The sequence below is a fragment of the Sphingomonas sp. AP28 genome, assembly GCF_056680455.1.
The window spans coordinates 3,024,243-3,042,247 of sequence record NZ_CM155283.1; the positions used below are offsets into that span (position 1 = coordinate 3,024,243).

19 protein-coding genes are annotated in these 18,005 nt (G+C 66.1%); 9 read left to right on the forward strand and 10 right to left on the reverse strand.

Annotated elements, in window-relative coordinates; genetic code table 11:
- Positions 1 to 118 precede the first annotated feature (118 nt).
- From AC1MH0_RS13925 to AC1MH0_RS13935, 3 genes are all read left to right on the forward strand, one after another.
- A complete protein-coding gene (locus AC1MH0_RS13925; RefSeq protein WP_480963271.1) occupies positions 119 to 445 on the forward strand; it encodes a PepSY domain-containing protein in 327 nt (108 codons plus the stop codon).
- 23 nt (positions 446 to 468) lie between these two features.
- Entirely contained in the window at positions 469 to 1,134 is a 666-nt protein-coding gene (locus tag AC1MH0_RS13930) for a response regulator transcription factor (RefSeq protein WP_056061146.1), read from the forward strand.
- A gap of 97 nt (positions 1,135 to 1,231) precedes the next feature.
- A complete protein-coding gene (locus tag AC1MH0_RS13935) occupies positions 1,232 to 2,542 on the forward strand; it encodes a sensor histidine kinase (protein ID WP_480963272.1) in 1,311 nt (436 codons plus the stop codon).
- Positions 2,543 to 2,666: 124 nt separating this feature from the next.
- Here AC1MH0_RS13935 and AC1MH0_RS13940 read toward each other — a convergent pair whose 3' ends face one another.
- A complete protein-coding gene (locus tag AC1MH0_RS13940) occupies positions 2,667 to 3,569 on the reverse strand; it encodes a prephenate dehydratase (protein WP_480963273.1) in 903 nt (300 codons plus the stop codon).
- A gap of 146 nt (positions 3,570 to 3,715) precedes the next feature.
- On the opposite strand from AC1MH0_RS13940, the gene AC1MH0_RS13945 reads away from it, so the two are divergent.
- A complete protein-coding gene (locus AC1MH0_RS13945) occupies positions 3,716 to 4,435 on the forward strand; it encodes a c-type cytochrome (RefSeq protein ID WP_480963274.1) in 720 nt (239 codons plus the stop codon).
- Positions 4,436 to 4,662: 227 nt separating this feature from the next.
- On the opposite strand, the gene AC1MH0_RS13950 is transcribed toward AC1MH0_RS13945, so the two are convergent.
- The 3 genes from AC1MH0_RS13950 to AC1MH0_RS13960 all read right to left on the reverse strand — a co-directional run bounded on the left by AC1MH0_RS13950 (position 4,663) and on the right by AC1MH0_RS13960 (position 7,038).
- On the reverse strand, positions 4,663 to 5,547 hold the full coding sequence (locus AC1MH0_RS13950) for an LOG family protein (RefSeq protein WP_480963275.1): 885 nt from the start codon (positions 5,545 to 5,547) through the stop codon (positions 4,663 to 4,665).
- 122 nt (positions 5,548 to 5,669) lie between these two features.
- Positions 5,670 to 6,341 carry an extensin family protein gene (locus AC1MH0_RS13955; RefSeq protein WP_480963276.1) on the reverse strand — a complete coding sequence of 224 codons (672 nt, stop codon included), beginning with the start codon at positions 6,339 to 6,341 and terminating at the stop codon, positions 5,670 to 5,672.
- Positions 6,325 to 7,038, reverse strand: a complete 714-nt coding sequence (locus tag AC1MH0_RS13960; protein ID WP_480963277.1) for a DUF4328 domain-containing protein — start codon at positions 7,036 to 7,038, stop codon at positions 6,325 to 6,327. The genes AC1MH0_RS13955 and AC1MH0_RS13960 overlap by 17 nt, the downstream gene beginning before the upstream one ends.
- A gap of 219 nt (positions 7,039 to 7,257) precedes the next feature.
- Here AC1MH0_RS13960 and AC1MH0_RS13965 point away from each other — a divergent pair, with 219 nt between their 5' ends.
- The 5 genes from AC1MH0_RS13965 to AC1MH0_RS13985 all read left to right on the forward strand — a co-directional run bounded on the left by AC1MH0_RS13965 (position 7,258) and on the right by AC1MH0_RS13985 (position 13,074).
- Positions 7,258 to 8,412 carry a phosphoserine transaminase gene (locus tag AC1MH0_RS13965; protein WP_480963278.1) on the forward strand — a complete coding sequence of 385 codons (1,155 nt, stop codon included), beginning with the start codon at positions 7,258 to 7,260 and terminating at the stop codon, positions 8,410 to 8,412.
- Positions 8,413 to 8,607: 195 nt separating this feature from the next.
- Complete coding sequence (gene serA, locus AC1MH0_RS13970; protein ID WP_056061130.1) at positions 8,608 to 10,185, forward strand: phosphoglycerate dehydrogenase; 1,578 nt, start codon at positions 8,608 to 8,610, stop codon at positions 10,183 to 10,185.
- A 109-nt stretch (positions 10,186 to 10,294) separates the two neighbouring features.
- Positions 10,295 to 10,657, forward strand: coding sequence for an endonuclease domain-containing protein (locus AC1MH0_RS13975; RefSeq protein ID WP_480963279.1), 363 nt, complete (start codon positions 10,295 to 10,297; stop codon positions 10,655 to 10,657).
- Complete coding sequence (locus AC1MH0_RS13980; protein WP_480963280.1) at positions 10,654 to 11,754, forward strand: ATP phosphoribosyltransferase regulatory subunit; 1,101 nt, start codon at positions 10,654 to 10,656, stop codon at positions 11,752 to 11,754. The genes AC1MH0_RS13975 and AC1MH0_RS13980 overlap by 4 nt, the downstream gene beginning before the upstream one ends.
- Positions 11,755 to 11,784: 30 nt before the next feature.
- A complete protein-coding gene (locus AC1MH0_RS13985) occupies positions 11,785 to 13,074 on the forward strand; it encodes an adenylosuccinate synthase (protein ID WP_480963281.1) in 1,290 nt (429 codons plus the stop codon).
- A gap of 64 nt (positions 13,075 to 13,138) precedes the next feature.
- Here the strand turns inward: AC1MH0_RS13985 and AC1MH0_RS13990 are convergent, their stop codons facing one another.
- The 6 genes from AC1MH0_RS13990 to AC1MH0_RS14015 all read right to left on the reverse strand — a co-directional run bounded on the left by AC1MH0_RS13990 (position 13,139) and on the right by AC1MH0_RS14015 (position 17,938).
- Positions 13,139 to 13,633 (reverse strand): hypothetical protein, encoded by a 495-nt coding sequence (locus AC1MH0_RS13990; RefSeq protein WP_480963282.1) that lies wholly within the window; start codon positions 13,631 to 13,633, stop codon positions 13,139 to 13,141.
- A gap of 56 nt (positions 13,634 to 13,689) precedes the next feature.
- Positions 13,690 to 14,757, reverse strand: a complete 1,068-nt coding sequence (gene aroC / locus AC1MH0_RS13995; protein ID WP_056061118.1) for a chorismate synthase — start codon at positions 14,755 to 14,757, stop codon at positions 13,690 to 13,692.
- Complete coding sequence (locus tag AC1MH0_RS14000) at positions 14,754 to 15,167, reverse strand: endonuclease domain-containing protein (protein WP_480963283.1); 414 nt, start codon at positions 15,165 to 15,167, stop codon at positions 14,754 to 14,756. Before AC1MH0_RS14000 ends, aroC begins: the two co-directional genes overlap by 4 nt.
- Positions 15,168 to 15,229: 62 nt before the next feature.
- Positions 15,230 to 16,021 carry an enoyl-ACP reductase FabI gene (fabI, locus tag AC1MH0_RS14005; protein ID WP_353469396.1) on the reverse strand — a complete coding sequence of 264 codons (792 nt, stop codon included), beginning with the start codon at positions 16,019 to 16,021 and terminating at the stop codon, positions 15,230 to 15,232.
- 23 nt (positions 16,022 to 16,044) lie between these two features.
- The gene (locus tag AC1MH0_RS14010; protein WP_247599659.1) at positions 16,045 to 16,920 is read right to left on the reverse strand and encodes a YihY/virulence factor BrkB family protein; all 876 of its coding nucleotides are present in this window, start codon (positions 16,918 to 16,920) and stop codon (positions 16,045 to 16,047) included.
- Positions 16,921 to 17,002: 82 nt separating this feature from the next.
- On the reverse strand, positions 17,003 to 17,938 hold the full coding sequence (locus AC1MH0_RS14015) for a DnaJ C-terminal domain-containing protein (RefSeq protein WP_480963284.1): 936 nt from the start codon (positions 17,936 to 17,938) through the stop codon (positions 17,003 to 17,005).
- Positions 17,939 to 18,005 lie beyond the last annotated feature (67 nt).

The window sequence follows — 18,005 nt, forward strand, 5'->3', positions numbered from 1 at the left end:
CGCGCCACGTAGGGGCGCGAAGTGATGCAGGCAAGTTACACCGCGCGGGCTTCGTGCTGTCGGCGGCCTGTCGCGATCATTCACAGGCTGTTCAATGCGGGAGGCCTATGCCACCGCCATGAAGATGCTGCTTTTCCCTGCAACCTTGCTGGCAACCCTGGCCGCTGCGCCGTTCCTGATGGGTGCCGCACCCATGCTGGCGGGCGAACCCCCGCAGCGCCGCAGCGACCAGATGTCGGCGTTGCAGGCGCGCAAGACCGGAGCGCCGTCTTTGCGCGAGATCGAGTCGCGTGTGATCCCGACGATGCGGGGCGCGCAGTATCTCGGCTCCGACTATGATTCGGGCAGCGCCATTTACACGCTGAAATTCCTGCGCGATGGAACCGTCATCTGGGTCGACGTCGATGGCCGTAACGGCCAGATCGTCGGCCGCACGGGTCGCTGAAAACCCCAATCGAGAGGATAATCATGCGCGTTCTGATCGTCGAGGACGAGCCGAATCTCGGCCAGCAACTGAAGAACACCCTTGAGGGGGCGGGCTATGCGATCGATCTCGCGGTCGATGGCGAGGAAGGGCATTTCCTTGGTTCGACCGAGAATTACGACGCGGTCGTGCTCGATCTCGGCCTGCCGGAAATCGACGGGCTGACGGTACTCGACCGCTGGCGCAAGGAGGGCAAGACGATGCCCGTGCTGGTGCTCACCGCGCGCGACAGCTGGTCGGACAAGGTTGCAGGGCTCGATGCAGGGGCGGACGATTACGTCGCTAAGCCGTTCCAGAGCGAGGAGCTGATCGCTCGGTTGCGTGCGCTGATCCGTCGCGCGAGTGGCAATGCCTCGTCCGAGCTGACTGCGGGCGACATCCGCCTCGACACGCGCAGCGGCAAGGTGACGCGCGCCGGCGAGCCGGTGAAGCTTACCGCGCAGGAATACAAGCTGCTGAGCTATCTGCTCCATCACAAGGGCAAGGTCGTCAGCCGGACCGAGCTGATCGAGCATATCTACGACCAGGATTTCGATCGCGATTCGAACACGATCGAAGTGTTCGTGACGCGCATTCGCAAGAAGCTCGGCCAGGACGTGATCACGACGATTCGCGGCCTCGGCTACAGCCTCGAAGATCCGGACGCCTGATCGGCTGACGATGGACAGCGCGCCGACCCCCGCTTCCCTCAACGCTGAGGCGCCGCTTCGCGTGCCCGCCGCAGTCAAGGGTTCACTGTCGCGACGCATGATCCTGATCGCGACGATTTGGATCCTCGTCTTGCTCAGCGGCGGCGGGTTTGCGTTGGACCGCGTGCTGTCGCAGGCGGTGACGCGCAGTTTTGAGGACCAGCTCGAATATGTCCTGCGCTCGCTGTTGAACTCAGCCGAGATTGGACCCGAAGGCGAAGTTCTCTTCACGCGAGATGCCGTGGCAGATCAGCGTTTTTTGGAGCCGTATTCCGGGCTGTATTATCAAGTTTCCGCCAAGGGCCAGGACGATCTTCTGTCGCGTTCGCTTTGGGACCGGAAGCTTGCGTTCGGCGGTATTCACGACGATCGCAGTGCTCATTTCTACGATAGTCTCCAGTTTCCGGACGAGAAACTGAAGATCGTCGAACGCGATGCCGTCATCCCTGGTTCAAAAGTGCATTGGCGGTTTCAGGTCGCGCAGAGCACCGACGCGCTCGATGCGCAGATCACGACGTTGCGGCGGACGCTGGTGCGCAGCTTTGCGTTGCTCGCGCTCGGGCTGATCGTGATGGCGGCGCTGCAGACGTTCTACGGGCTGTGGCCGCTGCGGCGGGTGCGCGAGGAGATTGCGCGGATGCGGGCGGGCCAGTCGAACCGCGTGTCGAGCGCGATGCCGGTCGAGGTCGCGCCGATGGTCGAAGAACTCAACGCGCTGATCGAGCATAACGAGCGACAGGCGGAGGAGGCTCGGCGGCATGCCGGCAACCTTGCGCATGCGTTGAAGACGCCGCTGACGGTGATCATGAACGCGGCGACGGCGCAGTCGGACGATCTGGCCGACACGGTCATCCGAGAGGCGCGGACGATGCGGCGGCAGGTCGACCACCACCTCGCGCGCGCCCGGGCGGTCGGGCGGCGTGGATCCGCGCATAGTCGTGCGGATGTGTGGCCGAGCCTGGAGTCGGTGGAGCGTGCAGTCGGCCGGCTGTACCGGCATGTTCGGATCGACGTGACCGGGCCTCGCGGGTTGCAGGTGCATGTCGAGCGGCAGGATCTCGACGAGATGCTCGGTAACCTGATCGAGAACGCTGCGAAATATGGTGGCGGCAGCGTGTTCGTGACGGTCGGCGCGCAGTCGGGCTTCGTCGAGTTCCTGGTGGAGGACGACGGCGTCGGTATTCCGGAAGAGGAGCGGGTGCGTATCTTCGATCGGGGTGTGCGGCTGGATACGGGCAAGCCGGGGACGGGGCTGGGGCTCGCGATCGTGCGCGATGTGGCGGAGATTTACGAGGGGACGGTTGCTCTCGAGGAGAGCGAGGATCTTGGTGGGTTGCTGGTGCGGTTGAGGTTGCCTGCGGCGAACTGAGCTTCCCCCCTCCCTGGAAGGGAGGGGCCGGGGGTGGGTAGGCCGGCTCGAGCCCCAACGGTCCGGATGCGCGGAACCCGACCCACCCCCAACCCCTCCCTTCCAGGGAGGGGGGCAAGTAAGGTCAGCCCCGCGAGCGTGCCTGCCGATACGTCCCCAGCACGCGCAGCCATTTCGAATGGAACCCGAGTTCCTCCAGCGCATGGTCGAGGTTCGCGTCGCCCGGCTTGCCGACCACGTCCGCGTAGAATTCCGTCGCGGAGAAGCTGCCGTTGCGCTGGTAGCTTTCGAGCTTGGTGATGTTCACGCCGTTGGTCGCGAAGCCGCCGACCGCCTTGTACAACGCGGCGGGGACGTTCCGCACTTCGAAGATCAGCGTCGTCATCCATTCGCCACCGATCGGTTCCTGCGCCGCGGGAGGCTTGCCGCCGCGCGCCAGCACAACGAACCGCGTCGTGTTGTGGTCCGCATCGGCGATGTCGGTCGCGAGCAGTTCGAGACCATACAGCGCCGCAGCAGCGGGCGGTGCGAGTGCGGCGATCTCGGGGTCGCCCAACTCAGCCACCACTGCCGCCGCGCCCGCGGTATCGGGATAGCTCACCGGCTCGATCCCGTGCGCCTTCAGCCAATGGCGGCATTGGCCGAGCGCCTGCGGATGGCTCATCGCCTTGCGGATGCCGTCGCGCGGGCCGCATGCCATCAGCGCATGGCGGATCGGCAGGAAATGCTCGCCGGTGATGACGAGCCCCGATTCGGGGAGCAGGAAGTGGATGTCGGCGACGCGGCCATGCAGCGAATTCTCGATCGGGATGATCGCGCAATCGGCGCGGCCGTCCTTCACCGCGTCGATTGCATCGGAGAAATCGAAACAGGGCAGGGGCAGGCCGTCGGGGAACGCCTCGACCGCGGCGACGTGGCTGTTCGCGCCTGGTGCGCCCTGGAACGCGACGGCGCGCGCGGGCTCGGCGGCGGCGGCGTCGGTCATCCGCGCGACGATCGGGCGGGCGGGTGCGGCGAAGTTTTCCATGCGCCGAGCGCCTAAAGCGCGCTGCCTGCGTGTTCAAGCCGCGTAAAGCGCCGCCGCCCGCCATACACTCGCCCTTCAAGCGCGGCTTGCGGTGCGCGCCCGCGTTTTCTATGGCTATCCCAAACAGAACAGGGCGGATGCACAAGATGGACAATCGGACCAATACGATCGCCGGCTGGGTGCTCGCAGGCTGTGGTGCGGCGCTCGGGCTGTCGATCGTCGGCGGGATGATGTTCCACGGCGAGCGCCCCGAGAAGATGGGCTATGCGATTGAGGGCGTGGTCGCCGAGGGCGGCGAGGGTGCCGCCGCCGACGTGCCGATCGCCTCGCTGCTGCCGACCGCCGACGCCGCCAAGGGCGCCGAAGTGTTCAAGAAGTGCGCCGCCTGCCACACCATCAACCAGGGCGGCGCGAACGGCGTCGGCCCGAACCTGTACGGCACCGTCGGCGAGGAAATCGCCAAGGGCAAGAACGGCTTCGCCTTCTCGTCGGCGCTGGCCGGTATCGGCGGCAAGTGGGACTTCGACAAGATGAACGCGTGGTTGACCAGCCCGCGCAAGTTCGCGCCGGGGACGAAGATGACGTTTGCGGGCCTCGGCAACGCGCAGGACCGGGCGAACGTGATCCTGTATCTCAACCAGCAGGGCTCGAACGTGCCGCTGCCGGCGGCCCCTGCGGCTGGCGCTGCGCCGGCGGCTGGCAAGGATGCTGCGGCTAAGGATCAGCCTGCGACGGCGAATGCGGCGGAGGCTGCGGCTACGAAGGGCGCGCCGACTGCGGATATCGCGAACACCGGAACCCCCGCTTCGGGTGCGCCTTCGGTGGATCCGGAAGCAGCCCGCAAGGGCGCCCGCTCGGAGAAGTAATGGTTCCAGGCCGGGATGATCGGCCTGGATTCACCCTGCCAATCGCGCGGGAGGGTTGTTCCAAGATTAGGGGCGCCGTGTACGGTCCGATCCCGCTCCACTCCGTCATCCCGGCGGAAGCCGGGACCCACGGTTGCGGTCAGCGTCATAAACGGACGCTCCGTGTCCATGGGTCCCGGCGTGCGCCGGGATGACGGAATGGGTGGTAGTTGGAACTGCGAGAAAGCTCAGCCCTCGGCAGCGTCCTTCTCCGCCCGATCACGATAGAACGACTGCACCGCGTCCCAGGCCTCGTCCGCGGTCTCGACGTAGCGGAAGATCCCCAGGTCCTTCTCGCTGACGACGCCCTCCTCGACCAGCGCGTCGAAGTTCACGACCCGCTCCCAGAACTGGCGCCCGAATAGCAGAACGGGTATCGGCTGGATCTTGCCCGTCTGGATCAGCGTCAGTAGCTCGAACAGTTCGTCGAACGTCCCGAACCCGCCCGGAAACGCGGCCAGAGCCCGCGCATGCAGCAGGAAGTGCATTTTCCGCAGCGCGAAATAGTGGAACTGCACCGACAGCGACGGCGTCACGTACGGGTTTGGCGCCTGCTCGTGCGGCAGGACGATATTCAGCCCGATCGACTCGGCGCCGACGTCGTCCGCGCCGCGGTTGGCGGCTTCCATGATCGACGGGCCGCCGCCCGAACACACCACGAACTGCCGCCAGCCACGCTCGTCGCGCGGCAGCACGCTGACCTTGGCCGCCAGCTCACGTGCGACGTCGTAATATTTCGACTTCTCGACCAGCCGCTCGGCGATCTTCTTGGACTTCTCGTCGGTCGCAAGCTTCAGCAAAGCCTGCGCCTTGGACGGCTCGGGAATGCGCGCGGAGCCGTAGAACACGAACGTCGAGCCGATCTTGGCTTCGTCGAGGACGAGTTCGGTCTTCAGCAGTTCGAGCTGGAACCGCACCGGCCGCAGGTCTTCGCGCAACAGGAAGTCCATGTCCTGGAAGGCGAGCCGGTAATGCGGGTGCTGCGTCTGGGGGGTGGAAACGGAGTCGCGGGCGGACTCGGCATCCTGACTGGCGTTAGGGAAAACGCGCGTGGGTACTCGTGTATCGGTCATTCAAGCGCGATTAGAGGAAAGGTAAGCGCAGGGCTAGACTAGGGTTTTCCTGCGAACGCAGGAATCCAGGGTCACGGAAGACTGCGCTCGGAACTCTGGACTCCTGCGTTCGCAGGAGAACATCAGCGGCAAAACCCCGCGCGGTCGTCTTCGAGGTGGAGGTGATTGCGGTGCGCGGCGTTGTAGTCGGGGCTGAGCACCGTGCCGAACCGCTTGCAGGCCGATGCGCGGATCGTCTGGAGGAATTGCCGGACCTGCAGGTTGGACGAATTCCAGTCGTTGAGTACCGTGATCCGCCGCCCGTCCTTCAGCACGAAGCCGCCGACGTCGATCGCGTTGGCGATCGCGTGGCCCGAGCGGCGGCTGGCGTTGCGGGCGGAGCCGACGACGTTGCGGCACGCATAACTCCCCATGCTGTCGATCCGCGCGAGTTCGCTGCCGAGCATCTGGTACGCGGCGGGCGCGACCGCGTTACGCGTCCAGCCGATGAACGCGCGCGCCGCGCCGCAGCGGACCGCAGTGAGGTTGGCGACCGGCACGCCGATATCGACCAGCTTCACCGTGCCGTTCAGGCCGCAACCGGGGCCGGTCTCCCGGTCGGGCAGGACCTGGAACGACACGTGGAGTTCGCGCAGGTCGGCGAGGCACTGCGCGGTCTCGCGGTTGCTCGGGACGGAGAGATTGGGGCGGGTCTTCGTCGGCGCGCTGGGACGATCGGCACGTCCGCAACCGGCGAGCGCGACGAGGGCGATCGCCGCTAAAGTGCGACACCAGAGATTATTCGACCGTCGCATCCTCGACGACCTGTGGCTGAGCTTGCCGGATGTCGCCAGCCCTATCGCGCTGCATCTGCGACAGGCGGCGCATGATCGTCGTCAGGGCGATCGTCAGCGCGATGTCGACCGGCACCGCGGCGACCGTGAACCAGGAGGCGGTGATCAACTGCTCGGCAGTCTCGGCGTGCATGGACAGGCGAAAGTCGATGTTGGAGATGATCGACGATGCGATCCAGCAGCCCCACCAGATCCGCAGCACAGGGGGAATGGGCACGGCCTCGGGCGCGTGTGGATCGGCGGAGACCTGCCATGTCTCGCTGACCGCCTGGAATGGTTTCCAGAGATTGGCGACGGGCACGAAGAACCAGCCGACCGCCCAGCCCGGCGTGACTGCCATCGCTGCACCGAGGGCGTGCGCGTTGCGGCTGGTGAGATAGATCCAGCGCAGCACCGCAATGCCGGCTGCGGCGACCGTCAGGACATTGAGCACGCCGGTCGCAGTGAGGACCTGCTCCAGACCTTCGGACGACCCGGCCGGCGCGATCGCGTCGCCAAGGCCGCCCAGCACGTCGATCGTGTAGAGCGCGGACAGGCCGAGCGCCACGTCGGTCGCGAGCCACGTCCAGATCAGGGCCGTTGCGATCCGCACGAGGCGTGTGGTGTCGACCAGTGGCTCGCGACCGTCGGTAACCGGACTATATGCTGGACCGATCACGAACGCCTGACGGGTGTCTGGGGTAATAATCGTGCGCGTGCTGCGCTGGCAGCATTAGTAGACACGTGCATGTCATCCCCCGGAAAATATCAAGACTAGTGACGGTAGCGAAACGAAACAACTGTTCTTGTTGCTGTTGACAGCCCCGCGAACGCCGTTAGGGCCGGCGTCGGGCCACGCGGTCCCAACGCCGCGCGTGCTCTCTGTGAGGAGAGATACATGACTGATACGACCTACGCACCCGCTACAGGTGCGCTCGACCAGCCGACGACGAAGCCGGCACGTCCATTTTTCAGCTCCGGTCCCTGCGCGAAACCTCCGGGTTGGTCCGCGGACAAGCTCGCCACCGATTCGCTCGGTCGCTCGCATCGCTCAAAGATCGGCAAGACCCGCCTCCAGTACAGCATCGACCTGATGCGCGAACTGCTCAAGCTCCCTGATACGCACCGCATCGGCATCGTCCCCGGCTCCGACACCGGCGCGTACGAGATGGCGATGTGGACGATGCTCGGCGCCAAGCCGGTCACCGCGCTGGCGTGGGAAAGTTTCGGGGAGGGCTGGGTCACGGATGCGGTCAAGCAGCTGAAGATCGACCCCACGGTGGTGCGCGCCGATTACGGCCAGCTGCCCGACCTCGACGCGATCGACTGGTCGAACGACGTGCTGTTCACCTGGAACGGCACCACCAGCGGTGTGCGCGTGCCGAACGCGGACTGGATCCCGGACGACCGCGAGGGGCTCTCGTTCGCCGATGCGACCAGCGGCGTGTTCGCGTACGATATCGACTGGACGAAGATCGATGTGGCCACCTTCTCGTGGCAGAAGGTGCTCGGCGGCGAGGGCGCGCACGGCGTGCTGATCCTCGGGCCTCGCGCGGTCGAGCGGCTTGAGAGCTACACGCCGGCATGGCCGTTGCCGAAGGTGTTTCGTCTCGTCTCTAAGGGCAAGCTGACCGAGGGTGTGTTCAAGGGCGAGACGATCAACACGCCGTCGATGCTGGCCGTCGAAGATGCGATCTTCAGTCTCGAATGGGCTAAGTCGCTTGGTGAGGACGGCTTGATCAAGCGGTCGGATGCGAATGCGGCGGCCTTGGACAAGATCGTCGCTGAGCGCGATTGGCTCGGGCATCTGGCGGTCGATCCCGCGACGCGGTCGAAGACCAGCGTGTGCCTCACGGTCGAGGGTGCGGACGAGGCGTTGATCAAGGCGATGGCCTCGGCGCTGGAGAAGGCGGGGGCTGCGTATGACGTGGCGGGCTACCGCGACGCGCCTCCGGGCTTGCGGATCTGGTGCGGCGCGACCGTCGACACCGCCGATATTGAGGCACTCGGCCCCTGGCTCGACTGGGCCTACGCGACCGCCAAGGCGGCCTAACTAGCTACCGCGTCTTTTACGCCCTCCTTCCAACAACCACCCCCATTCCGTCATCCCGGCGCACGCCGGGACCCATGGACACGGAGCATCCGCTCATGAAGCGGACCGCAACCGTGGGTCCCGGCTTCCGCCGGGATGACGGGGGAGTTGGAATAGGGACGCACCCCAATTCCCCGAATTCCCAGGAGCAATCCCATGCCAAAAGTCCTTATCTCCGACAAAATGGATCCCCGTGCGGCCCAGATTTTCCGCGAGCGCGGCGTCGAGGTCGACGAGATCACCGGCAAGACGCCTGCTGAACTGATCGCGATCATCGGCGAGTATGACGGCCTCGCGATCCGCAGCTCGACCAAGGTGACCAAGGAAATCCTCGAGCACGCGACCAACCTGAAGGTCGTCGGCCGCGCCGGGATCGGTGTCGATAACGTCGACATCCCCGCCGCGTCGGCCAAGGGCGTCGTCGTGATGAACACCCCGTTCGGCAACTCGATCACCACCGCCGAGCACGCGATCGCACTGATGTTCGCACTCGCCCGGCAACTCCCGGAAGCGGACGCTTCCACGCAGGCCGGCAAGTGGGAGAAGAACCGCTTCATGGGCGTCGAGCTGACGTCGAAGACGCTCGGCCTGATCGGTGCGGGCAATATCGGCTCGATCGTCGCGGACCGTGCGCGTGGCCTCAAGATGAAGGTCGTCGCGTTCGATCCATTCCTGACGCCCGAGCGCGCGATCGAGATCGGCGTCGAGAAGGTTACGCTCGACGAACTGCTCGCGCGCGCCGACTTCATCACGCTGCACACGCCGCTGACCGACCAGACGCGCAACATCCTCTCGGCCGAGGCGCTCGCCAAGACCAAGAAGGGCGTGCGCATCATCAACTGCGCGCGCGGTGGCCTGATCGACGAGGTCGCGCTGAAGGCGGCGCTTGATTCGGGGCAGGTCGGCGGCGCCGCGCTCGACGTGTTCGTCGAGGAGCCCGCCAAGGCGTCGCCTTTGTTCAACACGCCGAACTTCGTCAGCACGCCGCATCTCGGCGCGTCGACCACCGAGGCGCAGGTCAACGTCGCGATCCAGGTCGCCGAGCAGATGGCCGATTTCCTGATGTCGGGCGGCGTTACGAATGCGCTCAACATGCCGTCGCTGTCGGCCGAGGAAGCCCCGAAGCTGAAGCCGTACATGGCGCTGGCGGAGAAGCTCGGGTCGCTGGTCGGGCAGCTGACGACGGGCGCGGTGTCGCGGATTTCGGTGCATACCGAGGGCGCGGCGGCGGATCTGAACGCCAAGCCGATCGTGAGTGCGGTGCTGGCGGGCTATCTCCAGACGCAGACCGCGACCGTCAACATGGTCAACGCACCGGTACTGGCGCGTGAGCGTGGTCTTGAGGTGCGTGAGGTTCGCACCGAGCGTGAGGCGGATTACCACACCCTGCTGCGCGTCGCGGTGAAGACCGAGGATGGCGAGCGGTCGGTGGCGGGTACGCTGTTCGGCGATTCGGCGCCGCGGTTGGTCGAGCTGCTGGGGATTAAGATCGAGGCCGATCTGGCGGGACCGATGCTCTACGTCGTCAACGAGGATGCGCCTGGGTTCATCGGTCGTCTTGGGACTGCGCTTGGCGAGGCTGGGGTGAACATCGGGACGTTCCATCTCGGGCGTCGTTCGGCGGGCGGCGAGGCGGTGTTGCTCCTGTCGGTCGACGAAGCCGTGACGCCCGACCTGCTGACCAAGGTCCGCGCGCTGCCAGGCGTGAAGACCGCAATGGGCCTCAACTTCTAACAAGACTCCCTCTCCCCTTGGGGAGAGGGTAGGGGAGAGGGGCAATACCAAGAGATGGCGTTTGGGGTGCCCCTCTCCCCGGCCCTCTCCCCAAAGGGGAGAGGGAGCAGTGACCAAGACAGACGACATGATGCTAGGCCGCGCGAAGGTCATGCGGTCCGAGCAGACCGCGCCGGAAATGCGGTTCTGGTACGAAGTTCGCGCCAAGCGCTTCCAAGGGGTGAAGTTCACCCGCCAGGTCGTGATCGGCCCATTCATCGCCGATCTCGTCGCGCGTTCGCACATGCTGGTCGTCGAGCTTGACGGCGATACGCACACCGACCAAGCACGCGACGCCCGCAGGACGGCGTGGCTGGAAGAGCAGGGATATCGGGTGATCCGTTTCGCCAATACCGATGTGATGACCAATCTCGAAGGCGTTTTGCAGGTGTTGGGCGATGCACTTGTCACACGCGTGGACCTGACACGATGACCGCACTCCTCCCCGAAGGTTTCCGAGATCGCCTCCCGCCGTTCGCCGATTCGGCAGCGGCGCTGGAAGCGCGCGTGCTCGAAGCCGCGCGCCTCCACGGCTACGAGCGCGTCGATCCACCGCTCGCCGAATTCGCCGACGGGCTCGAGATGCGGCTGAAGGCTGGTGGGCTGCACGACGCAGTGCGCTTCGTCGATCCGGTGTCGCAGCGCACGCTCGCGATCCGGCCGGACATCACCGCACAGGTCGCGCGGATCGCTGCCACTCGGATGGCGCATCACCCTCGGCCGGTTCGGCTGAGCTATGCTGGCTCCGTGCTTAAACTGCGCGCGTCGCAGCTCGCGCCCGCGCGTGAGACTCGGCAGATCGGCTGCGAACTCATCGGGCTCGACTCGGTTGCCGCCGCGCAAGAACTGGTCGCGGTCGCGGTCGACATGATCGCCGCCGCCGATGTCACCGGCGCGTCGATCGACTTCACGCTGCCTGACCTCGTGCCGACGCTGGCCGCCGGCCCGCTCCCCGTCGCCGCCGAGCAGATCGCCACCTTGCGCGATCGCCTTGACGCGAAGGACGCCGGCGCCGTCGCCGCACTCGCGCCCGCTTATCTGCCGCTGATCGAAGCCGCTGGGCCGTTCGACCAGGCGATGGAGCGCCTCCGCACCTTCGACACGACCGGTGCGCTGGCTTCGCGCCTCGACGGTCTCGCGCGCATCGCCGAAGCACTCGACGGCCGCGTCGCGCTGACGCTCGACCCGACCGAGCGGCATGGCTTCGAATACCAGACGTGGCTCGGCTTCTCGCTCTTCGCCGACGGCAGCGCACGCGAAGTCGGTCGCGGTGGCACTTACACCATCGTCCACGAGAACGGCGCCGAGGAAGCTGCGACGGGCTTCTCGCTGTTCGCCGATGCGCTCGTCGAGCGCGTCGCCACCGTCGACCGCCGCCGTCTCTTCCTCCCGTTCGGTACCCCCGCCGGCGAAGGCGCAGCGATGCGCGCACAAGGCTGGGTCGCCGTCGCCGCATTGGACGCCGGCGACACCCCCGAAGCACAAGTCTGCACGCATCTATGGGTAGCAGGCGAGCCCCGCGCGCTGTAGGCGCTTCGCGTAATCCTCAGGAGATAGAGTTTGGCCAACGTAGCAGTCATCGGCGCGCAATGGGGCGACGAAGGCAAGGGCAAGATCGTCGACTGGCTCGCCGAGCGCGCCGACATGGTCGTGCGGTTTCAGGGCGGCCACAATGCCGGCCACACGCTGGTCGTCGGCGACAACGTGTACAAATTGTCGCTGCTCCCGTCGGGCATCGTCCGCGGTACGCCGTCGTTCATCGGCAACGGCGTGGTGCTCGATCCCTGGGCGTTGAAGGACGAGATCGCGCGGTTGGGCGCTCAGGGCGTCGTCGCGACGCCGGAGACTCTGCGGATCGCCGATACCTGCGCGCTGATCCTGCCGTTCCACCGCGACCTCGATGGTCTGCGCGAGGACGCGAGCGGCGCTGGCAAGATCGGCACGACCCGCCGCGGCATCGGGCCGGCGTATGAGGACAAGGTCGGTCGCCGCGCGATCCGGGTTTGCGATCTCGCGCATCTCGACGATCTCGGCCCGCAGCTCGACCGCCTCACCGCGCATCACGACGCGCTGCGCGCCGGCTTCGGCGAGCCGCCGATCGACCGCGCGCGCCTGATCGCGGAACTGCGCGAGATCGCCGGCTTCGTGCTGCCGTTCGCTAAGCCCGTGTGGCGCGATCTCAACGCTGCGCGTTCGGCCGGCAAGCGGATCCTGTTCGAGGGCGCGCAGGGCGTGCTGCTCGACGTCGATCACGGCACCTATCCGTTCGTCACCTCGTCGAACACCATAGCGGGCGCAGCGGCCGGCGGTTCCGGCCTCGGGCCATCGGCGGTCGGCTTCGTGCTCGGGATTGCCAAGGCTTACACGACACGCGTTGGTTCGGGGCCTTTCCCGACCGAGCTCGAGAACGAGACGGGCGAGCGCTTGGGCGTCCGTGGTCATGAGTTCGGCACCGTCACCGGGCGGAAACGTCGCTGCGGCTGGTTCGACGCGGTGCTGGTGCGGCAGGCGGCAGCGGTCGGTGGGATCACCGGGATCGCGCTGACCAAGATCGACGTGCTCGACGGGTTCGACACCGTCTCGATTTGCACCGGCTACAAGTTGCGCGGCGAGACGCTTGATTATTTCCCGGCGCATGCGGCGGACCAGGCGCTGGTCGAGCCGATCTATGAGACGATGGAAGGCTGGCAGGAGACGACTGCCGGTGCGCGGAGCTGGGCCGACCTGCCGGCACAGGCGATCAAGTATATCCGCCGGATCGAGGAGCTGATCCGCTGCCCCGTGACGTTGGTGTCGACCAGTCCGCAGCGTGCCGACACGATCCTCGTCCGCGATCCGTTCTCGGACTGAGCCGAGCGAAAAAAAAGCCGGGCGATCGCTCGCCCGGCTTTTCATTTACCGTGGTGGTGACGGATCAGCGCGGCGTCGTCGTGCCGGTCGTCCCGCCCGTGGTCGAACCCATCGTGCCGGTGGTCGTGCCACCCATCGTGCCCGTGGTGCCCATGGTTCCGGTCGAGCCGCCCATCGTGCCGGTGGTGCCCATGGTACCAGTCGTGCCGCCCATCGTGTCGGCGCCCATCGTGCTACCGGTCGTGCCCGACATCGTGCTGCCCGTCGTGCCGGTGCCGCTCATGGTGCCCGACGTCGTGCCGCGCGTACGGCTGCGAGCTTTGGTGCCACGCTGCGTGCGGGTCGTCGTCGTCGAACGGGTGCTGGTCGAGGGGTTGGCCTGGTTCATCGTGCCGGTCGACATGCCGCCGGTCGTGCTGCCTGCGGCCGAACCGCCCATGGTGCCGCCGCTCATCGTGCCACCCGTGGTTCCGCCCATCGAGCCGCCGGTGCTCGTCTGCGCCAGTGCCACGCCCGGGATGATCAACGCTGCCGCTGCGATCGAAGTCAGAATACGCATTTTGCTCTCCTATGTTATTGAAGAGCAAGCGCTTCAGTCCTGCTTATGTTCCGACGTCAGCCGCACTGGCCTCGATGCAGCAGTGCTTGGTCGGCCAGCACGAGAGCGACCATCGCCTCGACCACGGGCACGCCGCGTATGCCCACGCACGGGTCGTGACGCCCCTTGGTGGCGATCGTCGCGGCCTCGCCGGTCGGGCTGATCGTCTCGACCGGGGTGAGGATCGAGCTGGTCGGCTTGAACGCGACGCGCAAGGTGATGGGCTGGCCTGTCGCGATCCCGCCGGCGATCCCGCCCGCATGGTTGGCAAGGAACTCCGGACCGTCGACGCCCGGGCGCATCGGGTCGGCATTCGCTTCGCCCGACAGTGCGGCGGCAGCGAACCCGTCGCCGATCTCGATGCCCTTGACCGCGTTGATGCTCATGCAGGCGGAGGCGAGTTCGGAATCGAGCTTGGCATAGAGCGGCGCCCCCCAGCCTGCGGGCACGCCGGTCGCCTCGCATGCGATCACCGCACCGAGCGACGAGCCTGATTTGCGAGCAGCGTCGACGAGCGCTTCCCAGCGGAGCGCTGCCTCGGCGTCCGGGCAGAAGAACGGGTTCTGGTCGATCTGCGCATCGTCGAAGTTGGCCGGATCGATCGCGTCGCCACCGATCGCCTCGACCCACGCGCGGACGCGGACCTGCGGGACGACGAGCCGCGCTACCGCACCGGCGGCAACGCGCGCTGCGGTCTCGCGCGCCGACGACCGCCCGCCACCACGAAAATCGCGGAACCCGTATTTCGCGTCATAGGCATAGTCGGCGTGGCCGGGACGATACGCCTTAGCGACGTCCGAATAGTCCTTCGAACGCTGGTCGACATTCTCGATCATCAGGCTGATCGGCGTCCCCGTCGTCCGCCCCTCGAACACGCCCGAGAGGATGCGGACGGTGTCGGGCTCGCGCCGCTGCGTCGTGAAGCGCGAGGTGCCGGGGCGGCGCTTGTCGAGCCAAGGTTGGATGTCAGCTTCGGTCAGCGGAATGCCGGGAGGGCACCCGTCGACGATCGCCCCCAGCGCAGGCCCATGCGACTCGCCCCAGGTAGTGAAGCGGAACAGCCGTCCAAACGTATTGAAGCTCACTTGCCCCTCTCCCCAACGGGGAGAGGGAGGGGCCCGTGCGAAGCATGGGAGGGTGAGGGCACGCGCGTGAGTCCATCAAGGATCGCGGCAAGCACGCCATCCATCCGCTGCATCACGTCGTTGTTCCAGACACGGATCACACGATATCCCTTGGTCGCGAGGAAGGCGGTTCGGTCGTCGTCATAAGTGACGTCCCCGATATGTTGGCTGCCGTCTACCTCGACGACCAGCATGGCGTCCATGCAGAGGAAGTCGGCGATGAAGGGCCCGGTCCAGACTTGACGGCGGAACTTGAAGTTGCCGAGGCGGCGGCTGCGGAGACGGTACCATAGCCGGTCCTCCGCTTCGGTCGCGTTCCGACGCAAACCTCGGGCTCGGTCCAGTGCCTCGGTGCCGTCGTGTTGTCTCACCTTGCCCTCACCCTCCCATGCTTTGCATGGGCCCCTCCCTCTCCCCGGAGGGGGAGAGGGGCTTAGACTAGCGCGATATCGGGGGCGTCTTCGGCCTTCATGCCGATCACGTTGTAACCGGCGTCTACGTGGTGAGTCTCGCCGGTCACGCCCGAGGCAAGGTCGCTCAGCAGGTACAGCCCAGCGCCGCCGACATCGTCGATCGTTACGTTGCGCTTCAGCGGCGAGTTCAGCTCGTTCCACTTCAGGATCAGGCGGAAATCGCCGATCCCACTAGCGGCCAATGTCTTGATCGGACCCGCCGAGATCGCGTTAACGCGGATGTTGTCGCGGCCGAGATCCACCGCGAGATACTGCACGCTCGTCTCCAGCGCCGCCTTCGCGACGCCCATCACATTGTAATGCGGAATGACCTTCTCCGCGCCGTAATAGCTGAGCGTCAGCATCGAACCGCCCTCGGTCATCATCTTGGCCGCACGCTGCGCCACCGCGACGAACGAATACACCGAGATGTTCATCGTCATCAGGAAATTGTCGAGGCTGGTATCAACGAACCGCCCGCGCAGCTCGTTCTTGTCCGAAAAGCCGATCGCGTGGACGACGAAGTCGATCGTCGGCCATTCCTCGGCGAGCTTGTCGAAGGTCGCATCGAGCGCACCCATGTCCGACACGTCGCAATCGAACAGCCGCGCCACGCCCAATTGCTCGGCGAGCGGGCGGACGCGCTTCTCCATCGTCTCGCCCTGGTAGCTGAACGCGAGCTCGGCGCCCGCCTCGGACAGCTTCTTGGCGATCCCCCAGGCCAGCGACTTGTCGTTCGCCAAGCCCATGATCAGCCCACGCTTGCCCGCCATCAAACCGTTCACGCCGTCCCCGCCTATACCTGCATATCCGTAGCAGGCTGCTCTAGCGTTGTTTCGGGTGGTTCCGCCAGTGCTGCGTTGAGATGCGCGCCGAATACGAGACCGAGCCCGATGACATAGAAAAATAACAGCATGATGACGACGCCCGCCAGGCTGCCATAGGTGAGGTCGTAACCACCGAGACGCGACAGGATCACCGGCAGCAACGCGGTTGCGCTGACCCACCAGGCGGTGGTGAACAGCGCCCCCGGCCATTTGCGGCACTTCGAATAGCGATAGCGCGACGGCGTCACCGAATAGAACAGCAGGTACAGCGCGCCGAACATGAGCAGGCCGGGGATCAGTCGCGAGAGACCGACCCAGCCGGCTGCGTCCTGTGCGAAGGGCAGCAGGCGATAGATGAACTGCTCGGCGGCGGTCAGGATGCCCTGCACCAGGAACGACAGCAGCGCGATCACCACCGACAGGATGATCACCGCGGACGATCCCAGCCGCGATTTCCAGAACGGCGCGGTTGCCTTGATCCCGTAGGCGCGGTGGAAGATGTCGCGGATCGTCTCGACGAAGCTGCCAACCGTCCACAGTCCGACCAGCGCGCCTAGCCATAGCAGCGACCCGGTCCGTGCGGCGAGCACGTCGGCGATCGGCTTGCGCAACAGATCGCCGACGTTGGGCGGCAGGACGTTCAGGAAAGACTCGACCGCGCGCACCGTCTCGACGCTCTGGCCGAAGATCGACAGGATCGCGGCCGCGACGATGAAGAACGGGAACACTGTCATCAACGCGAGGTAGGCGAGGTTCCCCGCGTGGATGAAGCCGTCGTTGAACACGCCGACGGCTGCCCGCTTGACGATTTCGAACGCGTAACTGCCTGGCCTGACCTTCGCCATGCCACGATTGATACGGGTGCGCGTCGCACCATGATCGTGCGCGCGCGCTTCGGGCGTCAGAGTATTGTCATTCACAACGGGTTCAGACGCCCATGGCCCCCCGCGGGTTCCCCGCCTCACGACCGTCCCAGCTTTCGACGAACGCGGTTAGCGCCGCATCGCTGGCGGGAATGTCGATCATGAGAGTGACCAACTGGTCGCCCCGCGTGCCGCCCTTCTTGTGAAAACCCTTGCCTTTGAGGCGCAGCGTCTTGCCCGAGGTCGTGCCCTTGGGGATGGTCAGCATCACCGGCTTGTCGACCGTCGGTGCCTTGATCGAGCCGCCCAGAACGGCCTCGGCGAGCGTGATCGGCAGGTCGAGGCGGACGTCGTCGCCGTCGCGCGTGAAGAACTTGTGAGGCTGGACCTCGATCGTCAGGATCGCATCGCCAGCGCCGCCCGGACCCTGCTCGCCCTTGCCCGCCAGCTTCATCTGCGTGCCAGTCTCGACTCCGGCGGGGAGCTTGAGGTCGAGCGTCTTGCCGTCTGCGAGCGTCACGCGCTGCGGCTCCAGAGTCGCCGCCTCGACAAACGGGACTTGCAGGCGATACGCGGCATTCTCGCCCTTGGGCTGCGGGCGCCGACTGAAGCCGCCGGAGAATCCGCCGCCGCCGCCACGCTGCGCGCCGCCGAACAGCCCTTCGAAGATGTCGCTCATATCGGCCCCACCGGCGCCGCTTTCATAGCCTTCGCTGCGGAAGCCGCCGCCGGGCTGCGGCCGCCCGCCGCCGCCGCCAAAGCCGAATGGCGACGCGGGGTTGCCGTCGCCGTCGATCTCGCCGCGATCGAACCGCGCACGCTTGTCCTTGTCGTTCAGCAGGTCATACGCGTTGGTGACCGTGCTGAACCGCTCCGATGCCTTCGGATTGTCTTTGTTGCGATCGGGATGAAGCTCCTTTGCGAGCTTGCGGTACGCCTTCTTGATGTCGGCTTCGGTCGCGTCGCGCGCTACACCCAGAGTCTTGTACGGATCGGCCACTTACGTCCCCATTATACCTTGCGCGTCTATGTGGGGCGGTGCGCAGCGCAACGCAATTGCGCGCGGG